The following is a 26,269-nucleotide window of genomic DNA, read 5'->3' on the forward strand; positions in this document are numbered from 1 at the left end:
CGGGTGGCTGGGCTGGGTGTGGCTCCTGGGGCTGTGGACGGCGTGCGGCCGGACGCTGCCGGAGGAGGCGGTCTCCGCCCGGATGGCCTGGCGGCCCCCGTCCCTCTGCGCGCCCATGACGTGTGAGTCCCAGGGGCTGAACTGCGGCTACGCCATCGACGGGTGCGGCGGCACGCTCCACTGTGGCGAGTGCGCGGAAGACCAGGCCTGCGGCGGGGGCGGAGTGCCCAACGTCTGCGGCCCCCAGCCCTGCGTCCCCAGCAGCTGCGAGGCGCGGGGCGCCACCTGCGGGCCGCTCTCGGACGGCTGCGGCGGCGTGCTCGACTGCGGCACGTGCGCGACCCCGGAGGTCTGCGGAGGCGCCGGCGTGCCCAACGCCTGCGGGCCTCCGGCCTGCGTCCCCACCACCTGCGAGGCTTCGGGCAAGAACTGCGGACAGGTCGCGGACGGCTGTGGCGGGGTGCTCGACTGTGGCGCGTGCGGGCCGGACGAGACGTGCGGCGGAGGCGGCACCGCCAACGTGTGCGGCCGCGCGCCGTGCGTCCCCACCACCTGCGAGGCGCTGGGCAAGAACTGCGGCGCCGTGTCCAACGGTTGCGGCGGGGTGCTCGACTGCGGCGCATGCGGCGAGGGGCTCACCTGCGGCGCGGGCGGCGTGGCCAACGTCTGCGCCGCCCCGCTGTGCCAGGCGGCCACCTGCGCCGCGCTGGGAAAGAGCTGCGGCGAGGTGCTGGACGGCTGCGGCGACGTCCTGGAGTGCGGAGCCTGCGCGGCCGACGCGACCTGCGGCGGCGCGGGTGAGGCCAACGTCTGCGGCGCCAGCACCTGTGTGCCCACGACCTGCGCGGCCCTGGAAGCGAACTGCGGTCGCGTGTCCGACGGCTGCGGCGCGGTGCTGGAGTGCGGAGGCTGCCTCGCGTCCGAGACCTGCGGCGGCGCGGGCGTGCCCAACGTCTGCGGCAAGGCCGCGTGCACGCCGTCCACCTGCGAGGCCCTGGGCAAGAACTGCGGACAGGTCGCGGACGGCTGCGGCGGGGCGCTCGATTGCGGCGCGTGCGGCGAGGGACGCACCTGCGGCGCGGGCGGCGTGCCCAACGTCTGCGCGGTCCCGGGATGCCGGCCCGCCACCTGCGGCTTCCTGGGTGCGACGTGCGGCGCGGTGGCGGATGGCTGCGGTGGCACGCTCGACTGCGGTGGGTGCGCGGCGCCGGAGACCTGCGGCGGCACGGGTGTGCCCCACGTCTGCGCGCCTCCGGAGCCCGTGTGCGTGGACCGGGACCTGGGCAGCGCGCTGCCGGTGTCGCTGAAGGGCTCCACCGTGGAGGCCCGGGACGACCACGCCGCCTCGTGCGGAGGCGCGGGCGCTCCGGACCGGGGCTATCTGTGGACGGCGCCCCGGGCGGGCACCTTCACCTTCGACACGGCCCGCTCGGCGATACGGTCCGTCATCGCCGTGTACGCGGACGGCTGCGGCGGCGAGGAGCTGGCGTGCGCCACGGGCGGCATCAGCTACGGCGGCGGGTCCCGGGTGGCGGTGACGCTGACGCAGGGCCAGCGGGTCCTGGTGACGGTGGACGCCGTGGCCGGCGGGTCCTTCACCCAGGGCGCCTTCGAGCTCCACATCGACGAATTGCGCGCCACCGAGGCCGGCGCCTGCTTCGACGGCATGGACAACGACGGGGACCGCTGGGTGGACTGCGCGGACACCGAGTGCCGCGACGAGCCCCGCTGCAAGGGCCAGGGCTGCGCCCACCACGACCTGGGAAGCGCCCTGCCCCTCACCTTCCAGGGCGAGACGGCCCTCTCCGGCGACGGCTTCCAGGGCACCTGCGGCGCGCTGCTCCAGCAGGACCGCGCCCACCTGTGGACGGCGCCCAGGGCCGGCACCTTCGTCTTCGACACCTCGCCCGGCAACGACCCGGACGCGGGCGGCCACGCCCTGTACCTCCTCACCGGCTGCCGGGGCACGGAGCTGGGCTGTGCCGCGCACCCACATCCCACCACCAAGGGTGCCCCGGCGCTGAAGCTCACCCTGGCCCAGGGGCAGTCCGTGCTGGTGGTGGTGGACGGCATGGCCCGGCCGGACCGGGACACCCCCATCCGCTACACCCTCCACGTCACCGAATGGGCTCCGTCCGAGGCCGGCCACTGCCACGACGGCGCGGACAACGACGCGGATGGCCGGGCCGACGACGCGGACCCCGACTGCCGCTGACGTTGACGCGTCGTGCCACAACCAGCGTCCCACACCCACCTTCTCACTACATGTGAGGTGCTACGCAACTGATCGACGGCTGCTGCGATAATCCCCGCAAGTCGTTCGCATCCCTTCCAATCATTCCTCGAACTCCGACGAGGGAGCCCCACATGAGCCTCATCGACCGCGCCCGCAGTGCCGTCTCCAACACCATCCGCCAGGTGCAGCAGGACCCCCTCAAGGCGGCGAAGGACATCGGGACGCAGGCGAAGAAGGGCTACGACACCTTCACGAAGGTGAAGACGGCCGTGAAGGACGGCTTCGACAACGTCAAGAGCCTGAAGACGGACGGCTTCAAGGCGACGTTGAAGGGCAACGTCGACAAGATGGTCTCCAAGGCCATGGACCCGAAGACCAAGCTCGACCTCAAGGGCAAGCTGGGCATCGCGGGCAAGGCCTTCGGCACCATCACCAACGCCACGAAGCTGGTGGGCCAGGCCGGCACGGCCATCTCCGACGTGCGCAACGCCGTGCGCTCCGGCAGCAGCGAGGACTGGAACAAGGCGCTGGGCTCCGTCGCCACCGCCGGCAAGACCGCGGTCAGCACCGTCAAGGGCGGCCTCGAGGTTGCCCGTGACGTGAACAAGTTCGGCAGCGCGTACAAGGCCGCCAGCGGCGCCTTCAAGGCCGCGGTCCCGGGCGCCGGCCCCAAGCTGGCCCGCGCCGCCGCCGGTGCCGCCGCCAAGGCCGCCTTCGAGGGTGGCGCTTCCTCCGCCATCAAGAGCGGCGTTCGCTCCGCCCTGAAGACCGCCGTCAGCGAGAGCGGCGTGGCCCTGAAGGCCGCCACGGGCACCGCGACCCGCGCCGCCGCCAAGGCCGCGCTGGCCGAGGGTGGCAAGGCCGCCGCCAAGGCCGGTGCGACCGCCGCCGCCAAGGCCGCCACGGGCACCCTGGCCAAGGCCGCCGGCCGCTTCGCCCCGGGCGCGAACATCGCCATCGCCGCCTTCGACACGGCGAACGCGGTCTCCACCCTGCGTGACCCGAACGCCAGCACCACCGCGAAGGTCACGGGCGTCATCACCGCCGTGGGCTCCATCGCCGCCGCCACCAACATCCCGGTGGTCAGCCAGGTGGGCGCCGCCGTCTCCGCCGTCTCCAGCTTCGTCGGCGGCCTGTTCGGGTAAGCCGTTGAAGTGACTGAAGGGCCCCCGGGTGGTGAACGCCCGGGGATGTCCCCGGGGGGTCCTTTTCTGGTAGGCACCGTGGCCGTGTGAGACGCGCACGTTTCAATCCCCTCTGGGACCACGGTCGCTACCTGCCAGGAGGCCCTCCGGTGGCCACGAAGAAGAACCCTCCCGCGAAGCCGTCCGCCGCACCCGCCGCCAAGGCGCCCGGCCCGTCTTCCACCCCGGCGAAGCCGGCGAAGTCCGCCGCCGCCCCTTCCACCCCCAAGCCTCCGGAAGCGCCCGCCGTCCCGGCGCAGACTCCCGTGCATCAGCTGGTGCAGCGGCTGCCCGTGGCGCCCGGCCTGGGCCACCAGGCGGACCTGCCGCAGGTGAAGGCCCCGTCGCTGGAGAACCTGAACATCCGCGTGCCCCAGGGCGAGGACCTCACGGAAGAGGACCTGCTGGAGCGCTTCCACGAGCTGGCCCGCGCGAAGGCGCAGGTCCGTGAGCGCGCGGAAGGCGAAGCCCTGGCCATGGGCGACGACGTGCGGCTGGACATCCTGGGCTACGCCAACGGCCGCCTCATCCCGCTGAGCACCCGCATGGGCTACTGGATGGAGCTGGCCCCCCAGGTGATGCTGCCCGGCTTCGCGGAGGTCATCGCGGAGGCCAGCGTGGGCGACAGCGTGGAGGTGGGGCTGGTGCTGCCGGACAACTACCCGGCGGACCCGCTGCGCGGCATGCCGGCGCGCTTCCTGGTGGACGTGCGCGGCGCGCGCGAGGTGAGCATGCCCGACACGGAGTCGGACGCGTTCCTCCAGCAGTTGGGCCGCGGCTCCACGCATGAGGAGGTCATGAGCTCCATCGTGGAGGAGATGGAGAGCGAGATGGCCGACATGCTCTGGGTGGACGCGCGCAACCGGGTGCTGGACGAAATCGTCGCCCGCGCGGACGTCACCGTGCCCAAGGCGCTGGTGGACGAGGAGATCCGCCGCCGCTGGAAGCAGGCGGAGGGCGAGGTCCTGGCGCAGAAGTTCTTCAGCCTGGAGGAGCAGCAGGAGGCGCTGGACGGCTGGCTGCACCACCCGGGCATCCGCGACGACGTGGAGCGCCGCCTCAAGATTGCCCTGGTGCTCCGCGCCATCGCGCAGCGGGACAAGCTCCAGCTCACGCCGCAGGTCACGCTGGAGCTGCTCAAGGAGTCCTCGGAGCCCTTCGGCATCACCGAGGCGCAGCTGCGCGAGTCCATGCTGGACCCGGCCGCGTCCGCGCAGATGACCGACGTCGCGTGGCACCTGCTCGCCGTGGAGCACGTGATGACGCAGGCGAAGGTGACCTTCGAGGGCGCCGAAGCGGGGCTCGCTCAGGGCTGAAAGCGGCTACCCCGCCGGGTTCTTGGGCGCGGGCGGCTCCTGGCCGGGCGCGATGAAGGCCCCGGTCGCGGGGTCTATCTGCCAGGCCGAGTACTGGTGCGTGAGCACGTCGCGCACCTGCCCCTGCTCGTAGCAGACCGAGTACACGACGAAGACCTCGTTCACGAAGTTGGGCCGGCCGTAGCGGTAGCAGTCCTGGTCGCCCTGCTTCTGGAGCGTGAGCGGGTGGCCCAGCAGGCCCCCGACCTCCTGGGTCGTCATCCCCGCGCGCAGCACCTTGATGCCGTGCGGCGTGACGACGGAGAAGGACGTTCCGTTCGCACGCCAAAGGGTGAAGAAGCCCAGGGCGAGCACCACGGGCACCGCCGCGGCCACGAACCAGGTGAAGGTGAAGCGGTTGGACTTCTTCTGGGACCCTTCGCGGAAGGCCGTGAACAGGGCGTCCGGGGACGTGTCCGCCGGGGCACCGTCCGGAATGGCCGGGAAGGAGGAATTGGGAGCGTTCACCCCTCTTGAATGCCGTCAGTGGCCGCCGGATTCAAGCGATGGACTGCCGGGGAGTCCACAGCCCGCACGCCTCGCTGGCCACTGCCAGGGTCATCCAGGGTGGGATACGCCCGGATGTCCGGTTCCAGGCCAGGCGTGCGAGTTCACAATCGGCGCGGTGCGAGACTGCTAGAGGGCACACCCTGAGAAACACCTAGGAGGAGTCACACGTCATGGCGAAGCGCGCCGCCGCCAAAGGCACCCCCCAGAAGACCATGGACCGGGACGTCGTTCCCCCGGGCACGGAGTTGCCGGACAGCGACCTGTTCTTCAACCGGGAGCTGTCGTGGCTGGCCTTCAACGACCGGGTGCTGCAGTTGGCCGAGTCGCCGGAGATGCCGCTGATGGAGCGGATGAAGTTCATCTCCATCTACGCGCGCAACCTGGATGAGTTCTTCATGATCCGCGTGGCGCGGCTGCACGAGCAGATCGCCGCGCGCGTGGGCCGCCTGGTGCCGGACGGCGCGTCCCCGGGCGACACGCTGGACAAGCTGCACACGGGCATCCTGGAGCAGGGCCGGCGCCACGCGGACTGCTTCGAGAAGGTGCTGCGCCCCGCGCTGGCGGAGAAGGGGCTGCGCATCCTGTCCATGAAGGAGCTGGACGCGGATCAACGCGCGCAGATGGAGCAGCGCTTCCGCGAACAGATATTTCCCGTGCTCACGCCGCTGGCCATCGGGCTGGGGCGGCACTTCCCGTACATCTCCAACCTGTCCCTGAGCCTCGCGGTGCTCCTGCGCGACCCGGTGGCGGAAGACGAGAGCGTGGCGCGGGTGAAGGTGCCCAAGGAGATATTGCCCCGCTTCGTGCCGCTCAAGGGGGGCACGTTCTTCGTGCCGCTGGAGGAGATCATCGCGCAGCACCTGGGGGACCTGTTCCCCGGGATGGAGGTCCTCAACTGGAGCCTGTTCCGCGTGACGCGCGACGCGGACTACACCGTGTCCGAGGACGCGGAGGACCTGCTCAAGGCGGTGGAGACGGAGATCAGCCAGCGCCGCTTCGGGGACGTCATCCGCCTGGAGATTCAAGCGGGGATGAACGCGAAGCTGCTGGAGCCTCTGGTGGAGGCGCTGACGCTGGAGCCGCGGCAGGTGTACGAGGAGCACGGCCTGCTGGACCTGGCGGACGTGATGTCGCTGGCGATGACGCCGGGCTTCTCCGAGCTGCGCGACCCGCCGTGGACGCCGGTGACGCAGGCACGGCTGCGCACGGACAACGAGTCCGCGGACGGCGGGGGCACGGTGATGTCCGCGATGCGCAGGGGCGACCTGCTGGTGCACCACCCCTACGAGTCCTTCGCATCTTCCGTGGAGCGCTTCGTGAGCGAGGCGGTGGAGGACCCGGACGTGCTGGCGCTGAAGCAGACGGTGTACCGCACGTCGGACAGCTCCCCGCTGGTGCCCGCGCTCATCCGCGCGACGGAGCACGGCAAGCAGGCGGTGTGCATGGTGGAGCTGAAGGCGCGCTTCGACGAGCGCGCCAACATCCGCTGGGCGAACGCGCTGGAAGAGGCGGGCGTGCACGTCGTGTATGGGATTCCCAGCCTGAAGACGCACGCGAAGGCCATCCTCATCGTGCGGCGCGAGGGCGAGCGGGTGCGGCACTACGTGCACATCGGCACGGGCAACTACAACCCGAAGACGGCGCGGCTCTACACGGACCTGGGGTTGTTCACCACGGATCCGGACATTGGCGCGGACGTGGCGGACGTCTTCAACTTCCTCACCGGCTTCGGCCGGCCGCGCTCCTTCCGCAAGCTGCTGGTGGCGCCGCTGACCATGCGGGAAGGGCTGCTGGAGGAGATCAAGAAGACGCAGGCGGCGCACACGCCGGAGACGCCCACGCGCATCATGATGAAGATGAACGCGCTGGTGGACCCGGGCATCATCCGCGCGCTCTACGACGCGTCCCGCGCGGGCGTGCGCGTGGACCTCAACGTGCGAGGCATCTGCTGCTTGAGGCCGGGGGTGCCGGGCGTGTCGGAGCACATCCGGGTGGTGTCCAACCTGGGCCGCTTCCTGGAGCACCCGCGCATCTACACCTTCGAGCGGGGCGCGACGTCGCGGTGCTACATCGGCTCCGCGGACATGATGCCGCGCAACCTGGACCACCGTGTGGAAATCCTGGCGCCGGTGGAGGACCCCACCCTGGCCGCGCAGGTGCGAGACGTGGTGGAGCGCTGCATGGTGGACACCAGCGGCGCGTGGGAGCTGGGCACGGACGGCACGTGGCGGCGGCGCACCGCCGCCACGCCCAACGACAAGCGCTCCGCCCAGGGTGAGCTCATGGAGCGCGCCATCCGCATGGTGCAGATGCAGAGCGGGCGCCCCGTGGCCTGAGCGGGGGACGGCTCAAATCTCGTGGTTCACCAGGTTGAACACCGCCACGCGGTGCGACTGGGGGAACAGCACGATGAACAGGTGGTTCCAGTCATGCGCGCCCGGAGCCACCAGGTACGAGCTGTAGAAGTAGCGGATCTGCACCTGCTCCGTGCCGTTGCCAATCTCCGTGAGCAGGTGCGGGTCCAGCGCGTCGAAGAAGAAGAGCGCGTCGGACAGCGTGCTGAACGGCACGGTGCCCCGGTCCTGCCAGTTGATGCGGCTCTGCTCGCGCGGGTCCTGCATCAGCGCGAACACGGACTCCACCGCGTCCGACAGCGTCGGCGTCTGCGTGGAGGACCAGGGGAAGCCGTACACGTCCAGCGTGCCGTCACACCAGTTGTTGTGCGTGTCGCACTCGTCGTTGCCGGCCTCCATGATCGACTCGAGCAGCGGCGTGGGGCCTTCCCACTCCAGCTCGATCTGGCTGAGCTTCGACTCCACCGTGCGCACGGACTGGGTGGACTCGGGCGCCGGCTCGGACGGTGCGTTGTTGCACGCTCCCAGGAACAGCGCGGAAGCCAGCACGGACCACTTCAGGGTGTTTCGCGACATGTGGACGACCTCGGGGGGATGAAACGAGGGAGGCCCGCGTGTGCCACAGCCCTCTCCCCGCCCTCAAGCCACAACACGTCACCCGTTCACGTGTCACCGCGCCGTGACGCGCGGGGTTGGAAATCTTCAGCCCCGCTCGCCCAGGGCGCTCCGCGCGGCGTCCTCGCGGCGGTGGGCCTCCACCTCCGGGACCTCCTCCCAGCGGATCCACCCGGCGCGCGCCGCGTGCCTCGCGGCGGCCACCGTGTCGTCCACGGCGACCAGCTCACTGCCCGCGTCGCGGATGTCCTTCGCGATGGTCTCCATCTCCTCGCCGCGCTTGGAGCCCCCCGGCACGTTGCGGATGTAGACGCAGCGGATGCGGCCCGGGTACTCGCGCACGATGGTGCGGTAGTGCTCCGCGTCCTCCTGGCCGCTGTCCCCAATCAGCACGAAGGGCAGATGCGACAGCGTCTCCAGCACGCCGCGAATCTTGTCCAGCTTGTGCCCGTGCCCGCCGCCCGGCGCGAAGCCATGCCGTGACAGGCCCCAGTCACGCAGCAGCAGCGGGCCAATGGGGATGCGGTGGATGGAGAGGAACTCGTCCAGGTGCTCGTAGAGGTTCCACGGGCTGCTGGACACGTAGAAGATGGGGTTGTCCGCCGTGCCGCTCGCGCCCGCCTGGAGCGCCGCGTAGAACGCGTCCACGCCCGGGAAGGGCAGCCGCCCCCGGTGCTCCGTGAGGAACAACGCCCACGCGCGCTTGAGCGGATCCGTCACCCCCGTGGCGATGACCGTGTCGTCGATATCGCTGATGACGCCCAACTCCGCGCTCGTCCCCGCCACCCGCACCGGCGCGGACACGCGAGGCACCCCTTCCGCCTCCGGCGACAGGAGCTCCAGTTCCACCATGTGCCAGCCGGAGCGCACGCCCTCGGGCGGAGGCACCCATAGCTCCAGGAAGCCCTCCTCGTCCGTCACGCCCTCCCAGCGCTTCTCCCCCCAGCGCACCGCCACGTGCGCGCTGGAAATCTCCCGCGTCATGTAGCGCTTGTAGGAGGCCACGGCGCTGCTCCACAGCGTGTGGCGCTGGCGCTGGGGCGTCACCTTGCGCTCCTCCAGCACGCGCGCCTTGATGACCACGCGCTCCGGGGTGCCGTAGCCCCGGTACGGCAGGATGCGCAGCGGCGGGGCGATGCCCAGCCCCTTGCGCACGCGGCGGCTCAGCACGTCGTATTGGGCATCCGCCTTGACGGCGAAACGGAACAGCAGCGGGTACAGGTCGGGCATGGCGGGTGCGCGCGAGTCTACCGTCCCCTCCGTCAATCGTGGCGGCCCAACGTCCGGTCCAGGTTATATGCCGCGCTGATGAGCGACAGGTGCGTGAGCGCCTGCGGGAAGTTGCCCATCGCCTCGCCGGACATGCCCGTCTGCTCCGCGTACAGCCCCACGTGGTTCGCGTAGCCCTGCATCCGCTCGAAGATGAGCCGCGCCTCGTCCAGCAGGTCCGGCCGGACGCTGCTCGCGCGCGTCATCGCCTCCACCAGCCAGAAGCTGCACAGGTTGAAGGTGCCTTCGCTGCCTTCAATCCCATCCAGCTTCTCGTCCGCCTCGTAGCGGAACACCAGACCGTCCGACGTCAGGCCTCCCTCCTTCGGAGCCTTCCGGATGACGTCCAGCGTGGAGATCATCCGCGGATCCACCGGCGACAGGAAGAACACCAGCGGCATCAGGAGGTTCGCCGCATCCAGCGCTTCGTGCCCGTAGGCCTGGATGAAGGCGCCCTTCTCCTGGCACCAGCCCTTCTCCATGATCTCCTCGAAGATGGCGTCGCGCGTCTTCAGCCACTTCGCCCGGTCCGCCGGCAGGCTGCGCTTGTCCGCGAGCCGGATGGCCCGGTCCACCGCCACCCAGCACATCAGCTTCGAATAGACGAATTGCCGGCGCGAACCGCGAATCTCCCAGATGCCCTCGTCCTCCTTCTGCCAGTGGTCGCACACCCAATCCACCAGCCGCCGCAGGTGCCGCCAGAAGTCATAGGAGATGGGCGCCGCGTACTTGTTGGACAGGTACACGGAGTCCATCAGCTCCCCGTAGATGTCCAGCTGCAGCTGGTCCGCCGCCGCGTTGCCAATGCGCACCGGACGCGCGCCGCCATAGCCGCGCAGGTGATGCAATTCCTCCTCGTCCGGCACCCGGCCGCCGTCCAGGCGGAACATCAGCGGCAGCGGCCCATCCCCGTTCTCCGCGCAGCGCTTCTCCACCCAACGCATGAAGGCGGCGGCCTCCTCGTTGAAGCCGATGCGGATGAACGCGTAGACGGTGAAGGCCGCGTCCCTCAGCCAGCAGAAGCGGTAGTCCCAGTTGCGCGTGCCGCCGGGGGACTCCGGCAGGCTGCACGTGGGCGCCGCGATGATGGCCCCGGACGGCTCGAAGGTCATCAGCTTCAGCGCCAGCGCCGAGCGCTGCACCATCTCCCGCCACCGCCCCGTGTACTTGCACTTGGACACCCAGTGGCGCCAGTAGTCCACCGTGTCGCGGAAGAGCTTCTCCGCGGAGTCGTGCGTGTGCAGGTGGTGGTGGCAGCCCTCCACGCCGCCCTCGCGCAGGGTGAAGACCGCGGACTGGCTCTCCTTCAGCGTGAAGTGCGCGACGACGCCGTTCTTGTCCTGCTTCAGCGGGATGGGCGTCACCAGCTGCATGCTCAGGCCCTTGGAGACGAAGGCCGCGCCGCCGTTCACCACGTGCGTCTCATGCTCGTCCCGGGCGTAGTTGAACGCCGGGAAGCACTCCATGCGGAAGGACATCTGCCCGCGCACCACGCGGATGCGCCGCAGGACCTCGCGCCCCTCCGCCCTCGCCCCCTTGCCCAGCGGCATCAGGTCGATGAGCTCCCCCACGCCGTCGGGCGTGTAGAAGCGCGTCACCAGCACGTTGGTGTCCGGCCAGTAGAACTGCCGCTTCTGGACGTTGTCCGGCTCCGGGGACACGCGCCAGTACCCGCCCTTCTCAGGGTCCAGCAGCGCCGCGAAGATGCTGGGGCTGTCGAAGTGCGGAAAGCACATCCAGTCGATGGTGCCCTCGTAGCCCACCAGCGCCACCGTGCGCAGGTCGCCGATGATGCCGTGGTCCTCGATGGCCACGCCGCCCTTCAGGTCCGAGTGATGCAGGTTCACCGGGCATGCTCCTGGAACGAGATGACGTGCTTGATGCCGCCCTTCGCTTCCACCACCTTCACGAACTCCGACGGCGGGTGGCGCTGGGTGATGAGCGCCTCCAATCTCCCCGGCCACTTCGCGCGGAAGCGGGCCAGGTCCTCCAGCGCTTCACGGAAGTCACTGTCCGACGCGTTCACCGTGCCGAACATCACCCGGTTGCCCAGGACGAGCTGCCCCAGCACCTGGTCACCTTGCAGCTCCAGCGGCTCCTCGCGTCCGGGCACGCCGGTGAAGATGAGCACGCCGTTCTCCTCCAGCACCTGGAGCGAGTCGAAGGCCACCTTCGACGCCCCCGTCGCCTCGTAGATGAGGTCCACGCCGCCCAGCTGCTTCTTCAAGGCCTCCACCGTCACCTCCTTCGAGGAGATGTACGGCGCGCCCACCGCCTCGGATGCGGCGGCCTTCTCGTTGGGCTTGGGGCTGCGCGAGTACACCGTCACGTCGAAGCCCGCGCGCATCAGCGCCATGGCCCCCAGCTGCGCCACGGGCCCCGCGCCCAGCACCAGCGCCTTGCCGGGGTTCAGCTTCCACGGCAGGCGGGACTGGATGTGCGCCACCTCGCGCAGGCCCTTCTCCGCGATGGTGAGCGGCTCGGTGAGCACGGCCACGCCGCGCAAGCCGTCGTCCGCCTTGTGCAGGTAGGCCGCGTCCTCCACGAAGTGCTCCGAGCAGAAGCCGTGCGCGCCCTGGATGCCGCGCTCCGTGTAGTCCCCCGTCACGCAGAAGTCCGGGTAGCCGTGGCTGCACGCCGGGCAGCGCGTGTGCGGACAGGGCCTGCGCACCCGGGGCACCACCAGGTCCCCCGGCTTCAGGCCCTGCACGTGCGCGCCCACCTCCATCACCTCGCCCAGGCACTCGTGGCCCAGGATGAGGTGGTCCTCTCCTTTCGGCGCCGCGCCGTGGTCTCCCTTCAGGATCTCCTGGTCGGTGCCGCACACGCCCACCTCCAGCGTGCGCACCTTGACCTGGGTGGGCGAGTGCAGCCGCGGTTCGGGAACGTCGAGGACGCGCACCTCGCGCGAGGGGAACATGACGGCCACGGCCTTCATGGGATGAGGACTCCTTCCGGGCGAAGTGCTGAATGTCCCAGGACAAGGGGTGCGGACTTGGGACCCATGTCGCAAGTGCCCGTCCGCCGCCCTGCGTTTCCCCACCCGGCCCGCCAGAGGGGACCGCCGCTGAACAGCCCGGGCCGCCCGCCTGCCTGGAGGGCGACACTCGAAAGCACTGCCCCCCTGGGTCGCGCGGGTCTATAGAAACAGGCCGTGCGTTCGCCCCCCGCCTACCGACGCAGCCGCGCCACCGCCATCGGTGCCACGGCCTTCCTGATGCTCGCCCTGCCCTTCCTGGTGCTGGGGGTGTTCTTCCTCGGCCAGAACGCGCGCATGGACCTGCGCTGCGAACCCCAGGGCCCGTGCGTCCTCACCCGCTCCAGTTGGTTGAGCCACGACGAGGTGGGCCGCTACGCGCCCGCGGACATCCAGGGCGTGGAGGTGGCCCGCAGCCGCAGCACCCGCAAGGGCGCGGCGCCCATCTTCCGGGCCCAGCTGCAGACGCGCTCTGGCGTCCAGCCGCTCGCCTACCAATGGACGGAGGCCGAGCCGGAGGCCCAGGCCTTCGCGGACACCGTGCGGCGCTACCTCACCGGTCCCCGCACGGACGCACTCGAGGTGTTCCAGGACGACCGCAAGGCGTCGCTGCGCGTGGGCGGCGCCTTCACCGTCGTGGGCCTGGGCGTGCTCGCCCTGAGCCTGTGGCTGCTCTCCCGCACGCTGGCGCACCGCAAGGCGGAGCGGGCCACCGTCTCCTGAAGGACAACAGAGCGCGTCGAAAAGCAGCCGGACGTGCGCCGCGGATTTCACTTCCTGTCCTACAGTGAAAGGCGCCTGCCCGCTTCCAGGCCCCTCCTGTGCGACCGCGGGGCAGGTGAATAGGTTGTGGCGAATGTTTCGACGCCTCATCGAGCGGATGCGGGGCCTGCGCCAGGCGGCGCCATACCTCTTGCGGCCCGCGAACGTGGACGCGGACCGGGCGAAGATCTCCATCGCCCAGCTGGACCACCACTACTCCAACAAGGTCGTGGCGCTGAAGGACGTGAACCTCAACGTCCGCTCGGGTGAGTTCGTCTGCCTGCTCGGCCCGTCCGGCTGCGGCAAGTCCACGCTGCTCTACGCGCTCGCCGGCCACGTGGTGCCCACCGGCGGCCGCGTGGCCATTGACGGCAAGCCCATCCACGGGCCCGGTCCGGACCGGCTCCTGATGTTCCAGGAGGCCGCGCTGTTCCCGTGGCTCACCGTGCGCGGCAACATCACCTTCGCGCTGGGCGCCCGGGGCGTGCCCCGCGCCGAGCGCCGCGAGCGGGCCAACGCCTTCATCCAGCGCGTGCGCCTGGAGGGCTTCGAGGACACGCTGCCCCACCAGCTCTCCGGCGGCATGAAGATGCGCGCCAGCCTGGCCCGGGCGCTCGCGGTGGACCCCACCGTGCTGCTGATGGACGAACCCTTTGGCGCGCTGGACGCCCAGACGCGCGTGCACATGCAGGAGATGTTGCAGGCCATCTGGCTGCGCTCCGGCAAGACGGTGGTGTTCGTCACCCACGACGTGCAGGAGGCGCTGATGCTGGGCACCCGCGTGGTGCTGATGGCGCCCCGTCCGGGCCGCGTGGTGGAGGACCTGGAGATCCACCTGCCCATGCCGCGCTCGCTGGAGGACCCGTCCCTGGACGCGATGGCGCGCGACATCCGCCACCGACTGCGTGCCTCGGAGGACAACGCGCTGGAGGTCCCTCCCGCGGAGCCCGTGCAGCGCCGCACGCGCACGCCGTCCAGCCTGCCTCGCGCCAGCGTCGTGACCGGCCGTTAGAGGGGACACCGCCATGCTGAAGTGGGCGCAGAAGCTGGGGATGATCGCGCTGCTCTTCGCGCTCTGGGAGGGGCTGTCGCGCTCGGGCGTGTGGAACAAGCACCTGTTCCCCGGACCGCTGGAGGTGGTCCAGGCGCTCATCGCCATGGCCCGCGACGGACAGCTGGGCGGCGCCACGCTGCGCTCGCTGGGCCGGCTGACGCGCGCCTATCTCATGTCCGTGGGCATCGGCGTGCCGCTGGGAATCTGCATCGCGCGGCTGTCCTTCTTCCGCAACGCGGTGAAGCCGGTGGTGATGGGCCTGCAAGCCCTGCCCTCCATCTGCTGGCTGCCCCTGGCCCTGTTGTGGTTCGGCCTCAACGACACCGCCATCCTCTTCGTGGTGGTGATGGGCAGCGTGCTGGGCATCGCCATCGCCACCGAGGACGCGGTCAACGGCCTGGACCCGCAGCTGGCCCGCGTGGCCAGGACCCTGGGCGTGCGGGGCCTGCGCTTCTACTTCGGCGTGCTCCTGCCCGGCGCGCTGCCCGGCATCGTCACCGGCCTCAAGCTGGGGTGGAGCTTCGCGTGGCGCGCGCTGCTCGCGGGCGAGCTGCTCTTCGTCTCCGGCGGCCTGGGCCAGCTGCTCACCATGGGCCGCGAGCTGATGGACGTGTCCCAGGTGATGGCGGTGATGCTGGCCATCATCCTCATCGGCATCACGGTGGATCGCGTCCTCTTCCAGACGGTGGAGACGCGCCTGCGGCGCCGGTGGGGCCTGACGGCGTCCGTGTGAGCCTCAAGACGCTTGCGCACTCACGGGCATTGATAACAGGCGGGGAATCTCCATTAGCGTGACGCACCATGGCTTCCGCGCGTCCGCTGTCCCTGCTCCTCGGTGTCTGCGTCGTCCTCCTGACGGGTGTCACGTCCTGCAAGAAGGACACGCCCTCCGGCGCCAACGCGCCCCTGCGCGTGGCCTTCTTCCCCAACATCACGCACGCGCAGGCGTTGGTGGCGAACTCGGAGGGGCTCTTCGGGTCGCAGCCCGGCATGGGCCACGTGGAGGTGCGGCAGTTCAACGCGGGCCCCGCGGCCATGGAGGCGCTGGTGGCGGGCTCCGTGGACGTGGCCTACGTAGGCCCGGGCCCCGCCATCAACACGTACCTCAAGGCCGGCAAGGAGCTGCGCATCATCGCGGGCGCGGTGAACGGCGGCGCGGTGCTGGTGGTGAAGAACGCGAAGACGGCCGCGGAGCTCAAGGGCAAGAAGCTGGCGACGCCGCAGCTGGGCAACACGCAGGACATCGCCCTGCGCACCTGGCTGAAGGCGCAGAAGCTGAGCATCTCGACGGACGCGGGCGGCGACGTGCAGGTGATTCCCATCAGCAACCCGGACATCCTGGCCCAGTACCTCCAGGGCGCCATCGAGGGCGCGTGGGTGCCCGAGCCCTGGGGCGCGCGCATGCTCGCCGAAGGGGGCGGTCACATCCTGGTGGACGAGCGCGACCTCTGGCCGGACAAGCGCTTCCCCACCACGGTGGTGGTGACGACGAAGAAGGTGCTGGAGACGCAGCGCCCGCGCATCGCGGCGCTCCTGGGCATCCACGTGCGGCTCACCGAGCGCTGGCGCGCGGACCCCGCGGCCTTCGCCACGTCCGTCAACGCCGCCTTCGGCCAGCTCACGCGCAAGCCCCTGCCGGCGCCCGTGCTCCAGGACGCGTTCTCCCGCCTGGAGCCGAGCCTGGACCCGGTGCCCGCCGCGCTGAAGACGTCCGCCGAGCACGCGAAGTCACTGGGCTTCATCCCCAGTGACGACGTCGCGGGGCTCGTGGACCTGAGCGTCCTGGACGAGGTGCGCGGCGGCGGCGCGAAGCCGAACTAGTCCAGCTTCTCCCCCTGGAGGGACAGGGCCACGTTGTCCGTCTCGTCCACCTGGTAGAGGGCCAGGACCTGCTGCCCCTTGAGCGGTGGCTTGTAGATGGTCAGGTTGCTCATATCCAGTGGCACCACCGGCCCGGTCACGTCCCGCACATACAGGATCAACCCGGACCGCTTCACCACGGGTCCGCTGACCTGGCGCATCTTGTCCGGGTCCGGGGTGATTTGCCGCACGGCCTGGCCCGGGGCGACGATGTCCGGTGTCAGGGTGGGGATGGTGCTCGGAACGTTCGACGGGCTGCTGCTCGCAGGATTGGTGTAATTCGCCACCATCTGCCCGGCCTGGTCGCCGTCCTTGGTGACCGTAGGCTCACTCGCCAGCGCGGGACCTGCGCACAACAAGAGACCGAGCGTCGGCGCGGTCCACGCCATGGCTCGCCAACGTCTGGTGAATCCGTGCATCATGGTGACACCTCCGTGGCACGGGGGCGCTGCCCCCGGGCTCAGGCCTAAACGTAGGGTGGGCAGCACTGAATGTTCAGCGGCGGAACACAGGCCGTGCGTGAGGCAGCTTCCCCACAGTAGGGTGGCGCGCACGCGAGCCAAGGACCGCTCGCATACGAATACGAGGCACCTTTGGCTGGACGCACCGACGAGCAGCACCGCATCGCCCTCTTCATCGACTTCGAGAACCTGGTCACCAACACCGGCATCAGCGCCAACAACTTCGACCTGCAGCCCGCCCTGGACCAGCTCCTGGAGCAGGGCAAGGTCGTCTTCCGCCGCGCGTACTGCAACTGGTCGCGCTTCGAGGACGCGAAGCAGCGCCTGCACGACGTGGGCGTGGAGCTGGTGGACGTGCCCCCCTCCACCCGCGCTGGCAAGAACAGCGCGGACATGCGCCTGGTCATCGACGCGCTGGAGCTGTGCTACGCGCGCGAGCAGATTGACACCTTCGTCATCGCCTCCGGCGACAGCGACTTCTGCCCCCTGGCGTACAAGCTGCGTGAGAACGGCCGCACCGTCATTGGCCTGGCCGTGCGCGAGGCCAGCTCCCAGATGTTCGTGCGGGCGTGCGACCAGTTCATCTACATGAAGCCCAAGAACCGGGGCGAGTCCTCGCACAAGGACAAGGACCACGGCGGCCGGGGCTCCAAGTCCGACGAGGGCAAGGGCGGCAAGCGGGGCGGGAAGGGCCACGACAAGGGCCACGACAAGGGCGGCAAGGAAGGCGCCGAGTCCAAGGGCGGCAAGCCCAAGGCGGAGGTGCCCGCCGTCGCGCGCGAGGTGGTGCAGAGCCTGCTGCGCCGCGCGACCGGCCCGCTCAACCCGTCGCTCGTCAAGGAGACCATCGTCCGCAAGGAGCCCGACTTCGACGAGCGCGACCACGGCTTCTCCACCTTCGCGCGGCTGCTGGAGGCGCTGGAGCAGGAAGGCCTGCTGCGCCGCGTCCAGCAGGGGCGCCAGGGCTACATCGTGGGCCCGGACTCGGACGTCGGCGCTCCGCCACGCGAAGCCAAGGGCGGCAAGGGGCGCCACGCCAAGGCGCCCGTCCCGGTGGAGGAGGAAGAAGAGGAGCTGGAGTCCTACCCGGACCCGGACGACGAGGGGCTCTAAGGCCCCCCGCCCTCGAGTCCACTACGTCGCGCGCGGCGTGGTGGACTCGCAGAGGTGCTCCAGGAACTCCGGCAGCAGGCGGGCGGACATCACCCACAGCTTGCCGTCGCCCAGGTCCGCCAGGGACACGCGCTCCGCGTACTCCACGCAGGTGGCCTCCACGTAGTGGACGAACACCTTGCGGTCGCGCGCGCGGTACCACTCCGCCGCGCGGCCCAGCAGCGCCACGAACGCGTCCTGCACCTCCGGCCGCGCGTCGTCCTCCAGCGGCACCAGGCGCACGCCGTCCAGCACGTTGAAGAGGTTGAGGCCCGGCTGCGCGGACTCGAACACCGCGAAGGCCACGGCGCGGCCTTCATGGCGGGCCACCACCAGCTCACGCTCGCGGGACAGGCCGGCGTCACCCCAGCCGGTGCGCGTGGTCTCCAGGTCGAAGCGCTCCGGCACCAGGTCCAGCGCTTCTCTGTAAGCCTCCGGGCGGGTGTCGGCCACGCGGGCGAAGAAGCTGGCCCGCTCCTCCTGGGTGGGTGCGCCCAGGGCGATGTTCGCGGGCTGCGTCCAGGCGCTGTCCACCTCGCCCTCCATCAGGCGGAAGGGCACCAGGCACGTCTGGCCGGTGTGCGCGTACCAGGTGGCGAAGTCGAACTTCGTGTAGCGCACCCAGCGCACGTTCGCCTCGCAGTAGGCGAAGAACCACTTCACCTCCGGGTCCACCTGGGTGGGCTCGTAGCCGCGCAGGTAGATGTCGCGCAGGGCCTCGCGAGCGGTGGAGCGGCTGCCCGGGGGCTGGTGCCGCGCCAGCTGGTGCGCCATCCAGCTGCCCGCGTAGGGCTTGAGCACGGACAGCGTGGCCTCCATGCCGTCCTCCGCGGGGCGCACCACGCGGTAGCCCAGCAGCGGCGCCTCCTGGAGCTTGTCCTGCGTGCGGGAGAACTGGTCGCGCAGGCTGGTGAACTTCTCCGGCTCCTTGCCCGGGAGGCGGAAGTAGCCGGAGCGCTCGAAGAGCTTCCAGGTGGCGTCGTTCCAGTCGCCTTCCACCTGGGTGGTGGGGTGGGCCTGGGCCTCCACCAGCGCGCGCCACGCGCGGGCCCCTTCGGCGTCCAGGGGCCGGACGCTCACGCCGCAGCGGCGGCCGTTGGGCGTGCTGGAGATGTTGCGCACCTCCGCGCGCAGGCGCACCGGCGCGTGGCCCTCCAGCCCGACCTCCATCACCGGCAGGCGCAGGCCCGGGTACATCAGGTCCTCGCCGGGCTCGGTGAGGAAGGACAGGCCTTCGTAGGAGACATCCAGCAGGCCGCGGTGCACGTGCACCTGGGGCCAGAGCGGATGGTCGAACTCCACCGTGCAGGACGCGTGGGCCTGCGTGCGGCGCAGCCAGCGGTGGCGGAAGCGCACCAGCGACGTGGGCGCCGGCATCAGCAGCAGGCCATCCTCCACGCGCGCGGCGTCCATCTGGAAGTGCACCACGCTGGAGTAGCCGAACGCCTCCAGGGTGAGGGGCCCCGGGGGAAGCGTCCCGTGCAGCTGCCAGCCGAACGCGTCCTGGAGCGGCTCGAAGAAGGCGCAGGTGACCTCCGCCACGGTCTGGCCATCACGCGAGCGCAGCACGCCGCGGGCCTGGCGGGACGCGAGCGCTTCACAGATGCGCGCGACGCGGTCCGCGTGGTCGATCTGCTCGCGCCACACAGGCCGCGTCTCCGGCGTGAGCAGCAGGCCGTTGTCACGCAGCGACTCCAACAGGCCCACGATGCGGCGGCCCGCGTCCAGCGGCGGCGCGACGAAGCGCAGGCTCACCTCCGGGCGCATGGCGTTGACGCCAATCACCTCCGCGTCCAGCGCGGTGGCCCACCGCTCGCCTTCACCCACCACCACGGACGCGGCCTGTCCCTTGCGGGGCACCGCGCGCGACTCCAGGTGGAGCGTCAGGTGCTCCAGGGACAGCTGCACCAGACGTCCGGGAGAGAAGTCCGAACCAAACGAGGCCGCCGCGCTGAGCTCGGTTCCCATCCGGTATCCGAGGAGGGCTTCGCGGCCGGCCGGCGCGTCGTGAGTGTCAGTGTGCATGCGGGGGCTCCCTGATGTCCTACGGGGCATGATCCTACGACGTCCGAAGAAACTGTGTTGTCCCCAGTTACGCGTGACCCGGGGAACTCGGATTCCCACAGAGTGGAGATCATTCATCCCTTCTGCACTGAGACCTTCGGGCTGGAGCGGCGGCCACGCATTGGACTGTCGCGAATTGGTTTCTCACGAGTCGGGGATTTCCTTCACGGACAGGCGCATCACCTTCCAAGACAGGTGCGGACCTGTCCCTCCCCTCGGGTCGCGCGGACCCCGGAAACACAGGGTGATTCCGACACATGGAACACAAGGGACATGTCGCATGTCTACTGGTGAGACAAGGCATGCCTTGGGGGACAGAGGTTGGTGCGACACACGTCGGGGATGACTCGCCTCCCCGCGAGGCGTTATCCCGGGAGCACGCCATGTCCTCCGCCCTGTCCACCCTCTGTCTCCACTGCGGCATGTGCTGTGACGGCACCCTCTTCACCCAGGTGCCGCTGCGGCCCCCCGAGGCGGAGGCCCTGCGCCAGCGCGGCCTGTCGCTGTCCGTGAAGGAGGACGGCACGGAGGTGTTGCCCCAGCGCTGCGCCGCCCTGGAGGGTCTGTGCTGCACCGTGTACGAGGAGCGCCCCGAGGCCTGCCGTCGCTACCGCTGCCAGCTGTTCAACGCGCTGGCGGAGGGAGAGGTGTCCCTGGAGGAGGCGAAGGGCGTAGTGGATACCGCGCACGCCAAGGTGGACGCGGTGGTGCGCGGTGTGGGTTCCGCTGAGGGCGGAAGGGGTCCCGCGATGCGTCAGGCCCGGGTGGCCGCGGCCTCGCTGACCCTGGCTCCCGAGACACGAGAATCCCTGGCGCACGCGGAGGTGTACCTGGACCAGCACTTCCGGGGGCGCTTCCGCCGCTCGGGCGGCTAGCGTGGCGAGGTCCTGTTCTCCGACCGAGGTCCTGCTCCCGTGAAGACGTCCCTGCTGGCCGTGTTGTCGTCCGCCGTGCTGTTCGCTGGTGCGCCTGCCTCCGCGCAGAGCAGTGAGTTCGTGAAGTCCACTCAGGTGGACCTGGACGGGGACGGCAAGCCGGAGGCGGTGTCGCTCACGGCGGGGGAGGACGGGAAGTTCACCTTGAAGGTGGGCGGCGCGACGTTGAAGGGCGACGCGGCCGGCAACGAAGTGCCGGGCTTCCAGGTGGTGGACCTGGACACGGGCGACAAGTGGAAGGAGCTGCTGGTCCAGACGCTGGGGGAGCTGGACGACGGTCACCGCTACTTCGTCTACGGCTACGACGGCAAGGCAGTGAAGCTGTTGGGAGACGTGCACGCGCTGACCGAGGCGAAGGGCAACGGCATCGTCCTGGTCGATAGGTGGATGGGGTTCTGGCAGAAGCGGGACAAGTACACTCTGGACCGCAAGGCGTGGAAGCTGGTGCACGTGCCGCAGGAGCTGTACGCGGTGACGGCCGAGCCCGGGAAGGAGGTCACGGCCACGGTGAAGAAGTCCTTCCCGCTGACGCAGAGCCGCACGGGTTCCGCGGTGCTGGCCACGACGGCGCAGGGTTCCAAGGTGACGGTGCTGGCCGCGAGCGTCCCCGCGAAGGGGGAGGTCCTGTACCTGGTGAGGTCGTCCACCGGGCTGCTGGGCTGGGTGTCCGGCAACATCCTGGTGGAGTCCACGGACGGGTTGCCGCTGGCGGGGTGAGTCACTCCCGCATGAGGAGGATGTTGCGTGCTCCGCACACGTCGCAGACCAGATACCGCTCGAACTGTGTCGGGTCTGTTGGAGCAGTCACATCTTGAACGGTGAGGAAGCCATCTGCTTTTTCCGGGCAACGGACCTGGGCCGCTGGATTCTCCGCGAGGATCTTCCCGGCGTTGATCCAGGCCTTGCTCGTCTCAGAGATCATCGGGATTACCGCTCCCCTTCATCTTCTCCGCGTAGGCCTCCAGGTCATCGTGCAGCGGTTCCGCCGCCTTGACGATGCCGCGCCAGACAGGGTGGCCCGCGGCGATGAACTTCGCATCACCGAAGGGCAGGCCATGGAGCTGCGCCAGCCCCATGATGCTCTTGGCTAGAGGCAGGCCTGCGTCATGGAGCGCCACGACTGTATCCTCCACGGAGAGGCCACGCTGGACGTCCGGGCGGAGTGAAGCAATGACGGCGTCGTAATCCATGTTCAGTATTTCCGAAGGCTTGACCAATCCAGGTTGATTGAATCATCCAGGCGCAGCACCAGCCGGGCATCACTTCCTTGATACGAGAAGCGGCATGTCATGGTCTTGCCCGAGACTGTCATTGATTCTGCCCCTTCATGGCAGACAGTGATCAGTGGCGAGTCCATGACCTGGAGAGCGGTTTGCACCGACCGCTCGAAGAGATTGAATGAGAACCGCAGCCTGACGCCACGGCGGTCCGAGACTTCGTAGCACCAGTAGCCATCTTCGACGGACCGTTCGACCGGTTCCGCGCTGAAGAACTCAAGAAGCTCAAGCTCGTCAGGAATCGAGAACACGTCACTCATCCACGCCGCCCTTCTGCGCTCCCGTGGCGAGGTCGACCTCGAACGTCTGCGTCGCCTCCGTCCGCATGTCCCAGTACTCACCGATGATGGAGCGCTCCGTCACCTGGACGATCTTCATGCCATCCCATGACAGCCGCTTCGTCCGCCACCGCAGGCCTTCCGCGCCGTAGGCCACCATTTCGGTGAAGTCCGCGAACACCACTACTCCAGCCGCAGGCACGGCGCGGACGTCCATCACGGGCGCCACCTGGACTGGCTCCCAAGTGCTGGGGTCGCGGGCCGTGACGAGATAGCCCGCACCTCGTGACACGACACAGAGCTTCTCCGGGCTTGGCATTGCTAGGACGCGGCTGACTCCCGCACCCTTCACGTTTCCGGACGCGAACATCCCCAGCCAGGGTGCACCGCCTGCTGGCGTGACACGCACCAGCAAGCCGTCCTGTCCTGCGGCGGTGTTCCCGGGGAAGAAATGCCGTGGGGAGGTCTGTGCGCCGGGGCCTTCATCCGGCACCTCCCACGTATAGGTGCCATGAAAGCCAGGGTCTGTCGGTTCACTCATGCTTTTCAATCAGGGTTTCGGTCCGTCCCGTCGAACCAGGACGTCGTTGTCGATCTTTTCGAGCTCGGAGAACCGCAGACCTTCGAGGGCCATCCGGCGCACCAACGGTCTGGCGGCCTCAGCCAGCTCCCCGACCTGGATGGGTCGCTCGGGCATGGCCACCCGCTTGTACGGTCCCCCATATGGATCCGCGTCGAACGCGAACACGCCCCGCTCCGCCATCATCCGCCAGGTGTTCTCGCAGCCCTCCGCCACGCTCGGCGCGAAGCGCACCTCTGAAGAGACAGGGGACACGAGAATGGCGTTGATGGCGGCATCCAGGGCGTCCGTGTCCTGCAAGACTTCGCACGGCACATAACCTCCCCCCGCCGTGCTCAGCAGGGCGACGTGTCCCTCCACGTCGCTCGCGAGCCAATCGAATTCGTAACCGTCGATCTCCTTGGCCGATATCGCGCCCATGGCTATTCGACCAGGGCGAACTCCACCCGGCCCAGCTGCTCATCCGTGGAGACGACCTTCACGGTGATGGGCATGCCCACGGTGAAGGTCCGCGTCTTGCCCACCATGGACAGCTCACGCGTGTCCGGACGGTAGGGGCCGCCCGCGAGTCCTTCCGCCGGCACCATGCCCTCCACCCACATGCCATCCAGCTGCGCGACGAGGCCGAAGGGCTTCACTCGCACGATGCGCGCGGGGAACTGCTGCCCGATGCGGGTGGACATGAAGCGCGCTTCCAACTCGTGGTGGCGGTCCACCTCCGCGCGGTTGGCGGAGCGGGCGCGCACGTTGATGTGCTGGGAGAGCGATTCGATCTCCGGGTCCTCGTGCACGAAGTCGCGCCGACCGTGGAGGTACGCCTTGATGAGGCGGTGCACGGCGAGGTCCGCGTACCGGCGGATGGGCGACGTGAAGTGCAGGTACAGCGGCGCCGCGAGCCCGAAGTGCGGGCCCGGCTTCACGGTGTAGCGGGACGGGCCCAGCGACCGGCGCAGCACGGAGCGCAGCGCGGCCTCCGCCTTCGCTCCGGAGATCTGCCGGTCGAACGTGGCCAGGGCCAGCGGGGTGAGCTGCGCGCCGAAGCCCGCCGCGAACCCCGAGTGCAACGCGAACGCGTTCACGTCCGCCACGCGCTGCGGATCCGGCTGTTCATGCACGCGGTACACGGTGGGCACGCCACGGGTCATCAGCCAGGTGGCGATGGCTTCGTTGGCCGCGACCATGAAGCGCTCAATCATGTTGTGCGCGGAGGTGTCCTTCTCCCCGGCGAGCCCGGACACGGCGCCCGTGGCGGTGTCGAAGGTGAAGCGCGCCTCGTCGCGGGACATGGCCATGCCGCCGCGAGCCCCTCGGGACACGGCGAGCCGCGCGGATGCCAGTCGGAACCAGGGCATGGCTTCGCGCACGGGCTCCATGGCGGGGGAGATGGAGTTGTCGTCGAGGAAGGCCGCGACCTCGTCGTAGTTCAGCCGTGCCCAGGAGCGGATGAGGCTTTCATAGACATCCGCGGCGGTGACACGGCCGTCCGGGTCGATGCGCAATTCAACGGTGAGACAGTGGCGCTCCTCGTTGGGCACCAGGCTGAGCCAGTGCGCGGACAGCTCCTCCGGGAGCATGGGGAGCACGCGGCCCGCCAGGTAGACGCTGGTGGCGCGGGCGCGGGCCTCCAGGTCCAGGAGGGTGTTCTCCTTCACGAACTCGCTCACGTCCGCGATGGACACGAGCAGGCGCAGGGCGCCGTCAGGGCCCGCGGGCAGCACGGAGATGGCGTCGTCGATGTCGCGGGTGGACGGTGCATCCACGGTGACGGTGGGGATGGAGCGCAGGTCGCGCCGGGCGCCGCCCAGGGCGTGGGGGGTCTCCTTCGCACGGAGGGCTTCCTGGACGACCTCCGAGGGGAAGTCCCGATGGAGTCCGTGGCGGGCGATGACCCGCTCCAGGGAGCGGTCCGCGCCGGGCTCCAGGCGATAGAGGAGGACGACCTTTCCGTCCGCGATGCGGGCGACGACAGCGTCGTTGTGCTGGACGGGGGTGGTGCCCGGGTCCAGGGGCCAGTCGGTGTTGGAGACCTCCTTGTCGATGCGCAGGAAGAAGGCGCCCTTGCGCGACACGACCTCGCCGTAGACGACGGTGCGGGTGCGCTCCACGAGCGACAGGCCAGACGCGGTCCACCGGCCCTCGCCGGACGCCGTCACGGTGGCGGAGACGACATCACCCGCGAACAGGGGGTTCAGGTCCGGAGGAGGAATGAAGGCGGACAGCACCTCCGGAGTGCCGGGCTCCTGCACGGTGAGGAAGCCGAAGCCACGAGGATGCACGTCGACGCGGCCGGTGACGGTGCGCGGGGAAGCGGAGGTGTCCATGTCGGTGCCGTGCTTAGCCCACGTCGGGACGAACGTCACTGGAAGCCAGGGGGCTTCCCACTGTCTGTCTTCAACCTCGCTCCCGGGTTCAGCTCGAACACGAGCCCGAACTGCCAGAGGCTGATGCGCTCCAGGAAGAGGATGTTGTAGTAGTCCTGCCCCCGCACGTACCTGGCGAACACGCCGAAGCCGGACGCCCAGCGGGGATTCGCCGCCGCCTCCACGCTCAGCGTTCCCCGCTGCGCCGGCGTCTCACCGAATGGATGCGAGAACGACCCCTCCAGCCGGAAACGGTTCCCGTTCACCTCGCGCTCCCCCACCAGCCCCACCCCCCAGTGCCCATTCCCATACACGTGGCGCTGCGCCGGGCTCATCCCTCCGGGTCCAATGGCTGAGTTCAATTCGTAGAAGGCATTCGCCCCCACCAGCCATGCACTCAGCCGGTCCAGATCCACTCCGAACCCCAGCCGGCTGTGCAGTTCGAAGCGCAGCACGTTCGTGGAGAAGCTCCCCGTGATTTCGTTCAACGGCAGCGTGCCCTCCGCGGGCTCGCAGTTCGGGTCCGTCCCCGTCTGGTTCGCGAAGAAGCACCCGTCCTCGCCGTTGGAGTAATGCCCCGCGATGACGTTCAACCCCAGCGCCAGCACCCGGGGCGCTGCGTCCTTGTCGGGGCCGTGCAGGAGCCGCAGGTGCGCCGCCTGGAGCGTCAACTTCATCAGGTACGACGGCGGCAGGATGGGGTTGCTGTCCGTGTTCGCCATCCGCAGCCGGATGTTCGGCGTGAACACCGCCGAGAACAGCGTCTCCCGCCCGTCCTCCTTGAAGTCGTCCAGCTTCAACTGCGGCAGGAAGAGGTTCGGCGCGAACTGGCCCTCGAAGACCAGCGGCAAGGGCGAGTCCGGGTCCCCCTGCCGCTGGATGCGGCTGGGCGACACGAACAGGTACGTGCGGTCCAGGAACAGCGGCGTCTGCAGGTCGTACTCCACGTGGAGCCCCTTCGCCTCCGCCCCACCCCACCCGATGAG

At 69.6% G+C, this 26,269-nt stretch carries 25 protein-coding genes; 11 read left to right on the plus strand and 14 right to left on the minus strand.

Annotated features, from left to right (window positions below; translation table 11 throughout):
• The 3 genes from D7Y11_RS28565 to D7Y11_RS28575 form a co-directional block, all read left to right on the plus strand.
• Window positions 1-2,215, plus strand: a 2,215-nt coding sequence (locus D7Y11_RS28565) for a tryptophan synthase alpha chain (protein ID WP_233607417.1), incomplete at its 5' end; no start/stop codon positions are given.
• 152 nt (window positions 2,216-2,367) lie between these two features.
• Entirely contained in the window at window positions 2,368-3,381 is a 1,014-nt protein-coding gene (locus D7Y11_RS28570) for a hypothetical protein (protein ID WP_120578678.1), read from the plus strand.
• Window positions 3,382-3,530: 149 nt separating this feature from the next.
• Window positions 3,531-4,736, plus strand: a complete 1,206-nt coding sequence (locus D7Y11_RS28575) for a peptidylprolyl isomerase (protein WP_120578679.1) — start codon at window positions 3,531-3,533, stop codon at window positions 4,734-4,736.
• A gap of 6 nt (window positions 4,737-4,742) precedes the next feature.
• On the opposite strand, the gene D7Y11_RS28580 is transcribed toward D7Y11_RS28575, so the two are convergent.
• On the minus strand, window positions 4,743-5,243 hold the full coding sequence (locus D7Y11_RS28580) for a hypothetical protein (RefSeq protein WP_120578680.1): 501 nt from the start codon (window positions 5,241-5,243) through the stop codon (window positions 4,743-4,745).
• 212 nt (window positions 5,244-5,455) lie between these two features.
• Between D7Y11_RS28580 and ppk1 the strand changes: the two genes are divergently transcribed.
• On the plus strand, window positions 5,456-7,621 hold the full coding sequence (ppk1, locus tag D7Y11_RS28585; RefSeq protein WP_120578681.1) for a polyphosphate kinase 1: 2,166 nt from the start codon (window positions 5,456-5,458) through the stop codon (window positions 7,619-7,621).
• 12 nt (window positions 7,622-7,633) lie between these two features.
• Here the strand turns inward: ppk1 and D7Y11_RS28590 are convergent, their stop codons facing one another.
• The 4 genes from D7Y11_RS28590 to D7Y11_RS28605 all read right to left on the minus strand — a co-directional run bounded on the left by D7Y11_RS28590 (window position 7,634) and on the right by D7Y11_RS28605 (window position 12,461).
• Entirely contained in the window at window positions 7,634-8,215 is a 582-nt protein-coding gene (locus tag D7Y11_RS28590) for a hypothetical protein (protein WP_120578682.1), read from the minus strand.
• A 126-nt stretch (window positions 8,216-8,341) separates the two neighbouring features.
• The gene (locus tag D7Y11_RS28595) at window positions 8,342-9,484 is read right to left on the minus strand and encodes an App1 family protein (RefSeq protein WP_120578683.1); all 1,143 of its coding nucleotides are present in this window, start codon (window positions 9,482-9,484) and stop codon (window positions 8,342-8,344) included.
• Between the two features lie 32 nt (window positions 9,485-9,516).
• On the minus strand, window positions 9,517-11,370 hold the full coding sequence (locus D7Y11_RS28600; protein WP_121754767.1) for a glycoside hydrolase family 15 protein: 1,854 nt from the start codon (window positions 11,368-11,370) through the stop codon (window positions 9,517-9,519).
• Window positions 11,367-12,461 carry a glucose 1-dehydrogenase gene (locus tag D7Y11_RS28605; RefSeq protein WP_120578685.1) on the minus strand — a complete coding sequence of 365 codons (1,095 nt, stop codon included), beginning with the start codon at window positions 12,459-12,461 and terminating at the stop codon, window positions 11,367-11,369. Before D7Y11_RS28605 ends, D7Y11_RS28600 begins: the two co-directional genes overlap by 4 nt.
• Before the next feature lie 216 nt (window positions 12,462-12,677).
• On the opposite strand from D7Y11_RS28605, the gene D7Y11_RS28610 reads away from it, so the two are divergent.
• The 4 genes from D7Y11_RS28610 (at window position 12,678) to D7Y11_RS28625 (ending at window position 16,137) form a co-directional block, all read left to right on the plus strand.
• Window positions 12,678-13,223, plus strand: coding sequence for a hypothetical protein (locus D7Y11_RS28610; RefSeq protein ID WP_120578686.1), 546 nt, complete (start codon window positions 12,678-12,680; stop codon window positions 13,221-13,223).
• A gap of 133 nt (window positions 13,224-13,356) precedes the next feature.
• Window positions 13,357-14,274, plus strand: coding sequence for an ABC transporter ATP-binding protein (locus D7Y11_RS28615; protein WP_120578687.1), 918 nt, complete (start codon window positions 13,357-13,359; stop codon window positions 14,272-14,274).
• Between the two features lie 13 nt (window positions 14,275-14,287).
• Complete coding sequence (locus tag D7Y11_RS28620; protein ID WP_120578688.1) at window positions 14,288-15,049, plus strand: ABC transporter permease; 762 nt, start codon at window positions 14,288-14,290, stop codon at window positions 15,047-15,049.
• 68 nt (window positions 15,050-15,117) lie between these two features.
• Window positions 15,118-16,137 (plus strand): ABC transporter substrate-binding protein, encoded by a 1,020-nt coding sequence (locus tag D7Y11_RS28625; RefSeq protein WP_120578689.1) that lies wholly within the window; start codon window positions 15,118-15,120, stop codon window positions 16,135-16,137.
• Here the strand turns inward: D7Y11_RS28625 and D7Y11_RS28630 are convergent.
• The gene (locus D7Y11_RS28630; RefSeq protein ID WP_120578690.1) at window positions 16,134-16,565 is read right to left on the minus strand and encodes a hypothetical protein; all 432 of its coding nucleotides are present in this window, start codon (window positions 16,563-16,565) and stop codon (window positions 16,134-16,136) included. The genes D7Y11_RS28625 and D7Y11_RS28630 overlap by 4 nt on opposite strands.
• A gap of 204 nt (window positions 16,566-16,769) precedes the next feature.
• Here D7Y11_RS28630 and D7Y11_RS28635 point away from each other — a divergent pair, with 204 nt between their 5' ends.
• Window positions 16,770-17,750 (plus strand): NYN domain-containing protein, encoded by a 981-nt coding sequence (locus tag D7Y11_RS28635; RefSeq protein ID WP_120578691.1) that lies wholly within the window; start codon window positions 16,770-16,772, stop codon window positions 17,748-17,750.
• Window positions 17,751-17,771: 21 nt separating this feature from the next.
• On the opposite strand, the gene D7Y11_RS28640 is transcribed toward D7Y11_RS28635, so the two are convergent.
• Window positions 17,772-19,814 (minus strand): PilZ domain-containing protein, encoded by a 2,043-nt coding sequence (locus D7Y11_RS28640; protein ID WP_126935279.1) that lies wholly within the window; start codon window positions 19,812-19,814, stop codon window positions 17,772-17,774.
• 422 nt (window positions 19,815-20,236) lie between these two features.
• Here D7Y11_RS28640 and D7Y11_RS28645 point away from each other — a divergent pair, with 422 nt between their 5' ends.
• Together D7Y11_RS28645 and D7Y11_RS28650 are read left to right on the plus strand one after the other, a co-directional pair.
• Entirely contained in the window at window positions 20,237-20,728 is a 492-nt protein-coding gene (locus D7Y11_RS28645) for a YkgJ family cysteine cluster protein (RefSeq protein ID WP_120578693.1), read from the plus strand.
• A gap of 39 nt (window positions 20,729-20,767) precedes the next feature.
• On the plus strand, window positions 20,768-21,505 hold the full coding sequence (locus D7Y11_RS28650) for a hypothetical protein (RefSeq protein ID WP_121754771.1): 738 nt from the start codon (window positions 20,768-20,770) through the stop codon (window positions 21,503-21,505).
• Between the two features lies 1 nt (window position 21,506).
• On the opposite strand, the gene D7Y11_RS28655 is transcribed toward D7Y11_RS28650, so the two are convergent.
• The 7 genes from D7Y11_RS28655 to D7Y11_RS28685 form a co-directional block, all read right to left on the minus strand.
• A complete protein-coding gene (locus D7Y11_RS28655; RefSeq protein WP_126935280.1) occupies window positions 21,507-21,710 on the minus strand; it encodes a hypothetical protein in 204 nt (67 codons plus the stop codon).
• Entirely contained in the window at window positions 21,700-21,978 is a 279-nt protein-coding gene (locus D7Y11_RS28660; RefSeq protein WP_121754772.1) for a hypothetical protein, read from the minus strand. Before D7Y11_RS28660 ends, D7Y11_RS28655 begins: the two co-directional genes overlap by 11 nt.
• 2 nt (window positions 21,979-21,980) lie before the next feature.
• The gene (locus D7Y11_RS28665) at window positions 21,981-22,325 is read right to left on the minus strand and encodes a hypothetical protein (RefSeq protein ID WP_126935281.1); all 345 of its coding nucleotides are present in this window, start codon (window positions 22,323-22,325) and stop codon (window positions 21,981-21,983) included.
• Entirely contained in the window at window positions 22,318-22,635 is a 318-nt protein-coding gene (locus D7Y11_RS28670; RefSeq protein ID WP_126935282.1) for a hypothetical protein, read from the minus strand. Before D7Y11_RS28670 ends, D7Y11_RS28665 begins: the two co-directional genes overlap by 8 nt.
• A gap of 258 nt (window positions 22,636-22,893) precedes the next feature.
• The gene (locus tag D7Y11_RS28675) at window positions 22,894-23,343 is read right to left on the minus strand and encodes a hypothetical protein (protein ID WP_121754775.1); all 450 of its coding nucleotides are present in this window, start codon (window positions 23,341-23,343) and stop codon (window positions 22,894-22,896) included.
• A 2-nt stretch (window positions 23,344-23,345) separates the two neighbouring features.
• Window positions 23,346-25,244, minus strand: a complete 1,899-nt coding sequence (locus tag D7Y11_RS28680; RefSeq protein WP_126935283.1) for a ribonuclease R family protein — start codon at window positions 25,242-25,244, stop codon at window positions 23,346-23,348.
• Window positions 25,245-25,279: 35 nt separating this feature from the next.
• The coding region (locus D7Y11_RS28685; RefSeq protein ID WP_306770469.1) for a hypothetical protein at window positions 25,280-26,269 on the minus strand (990 nt) is incomplete at its 5' end.

This window comes from Corallococcus sp. AB018 (genome assembly GCF_003986945.1).
GTDB lineage: Bacteria > Myxococcota > Myxococcia > Myxococcales > Myxococcaceae > Corallococcus > Corallococcus exiguus.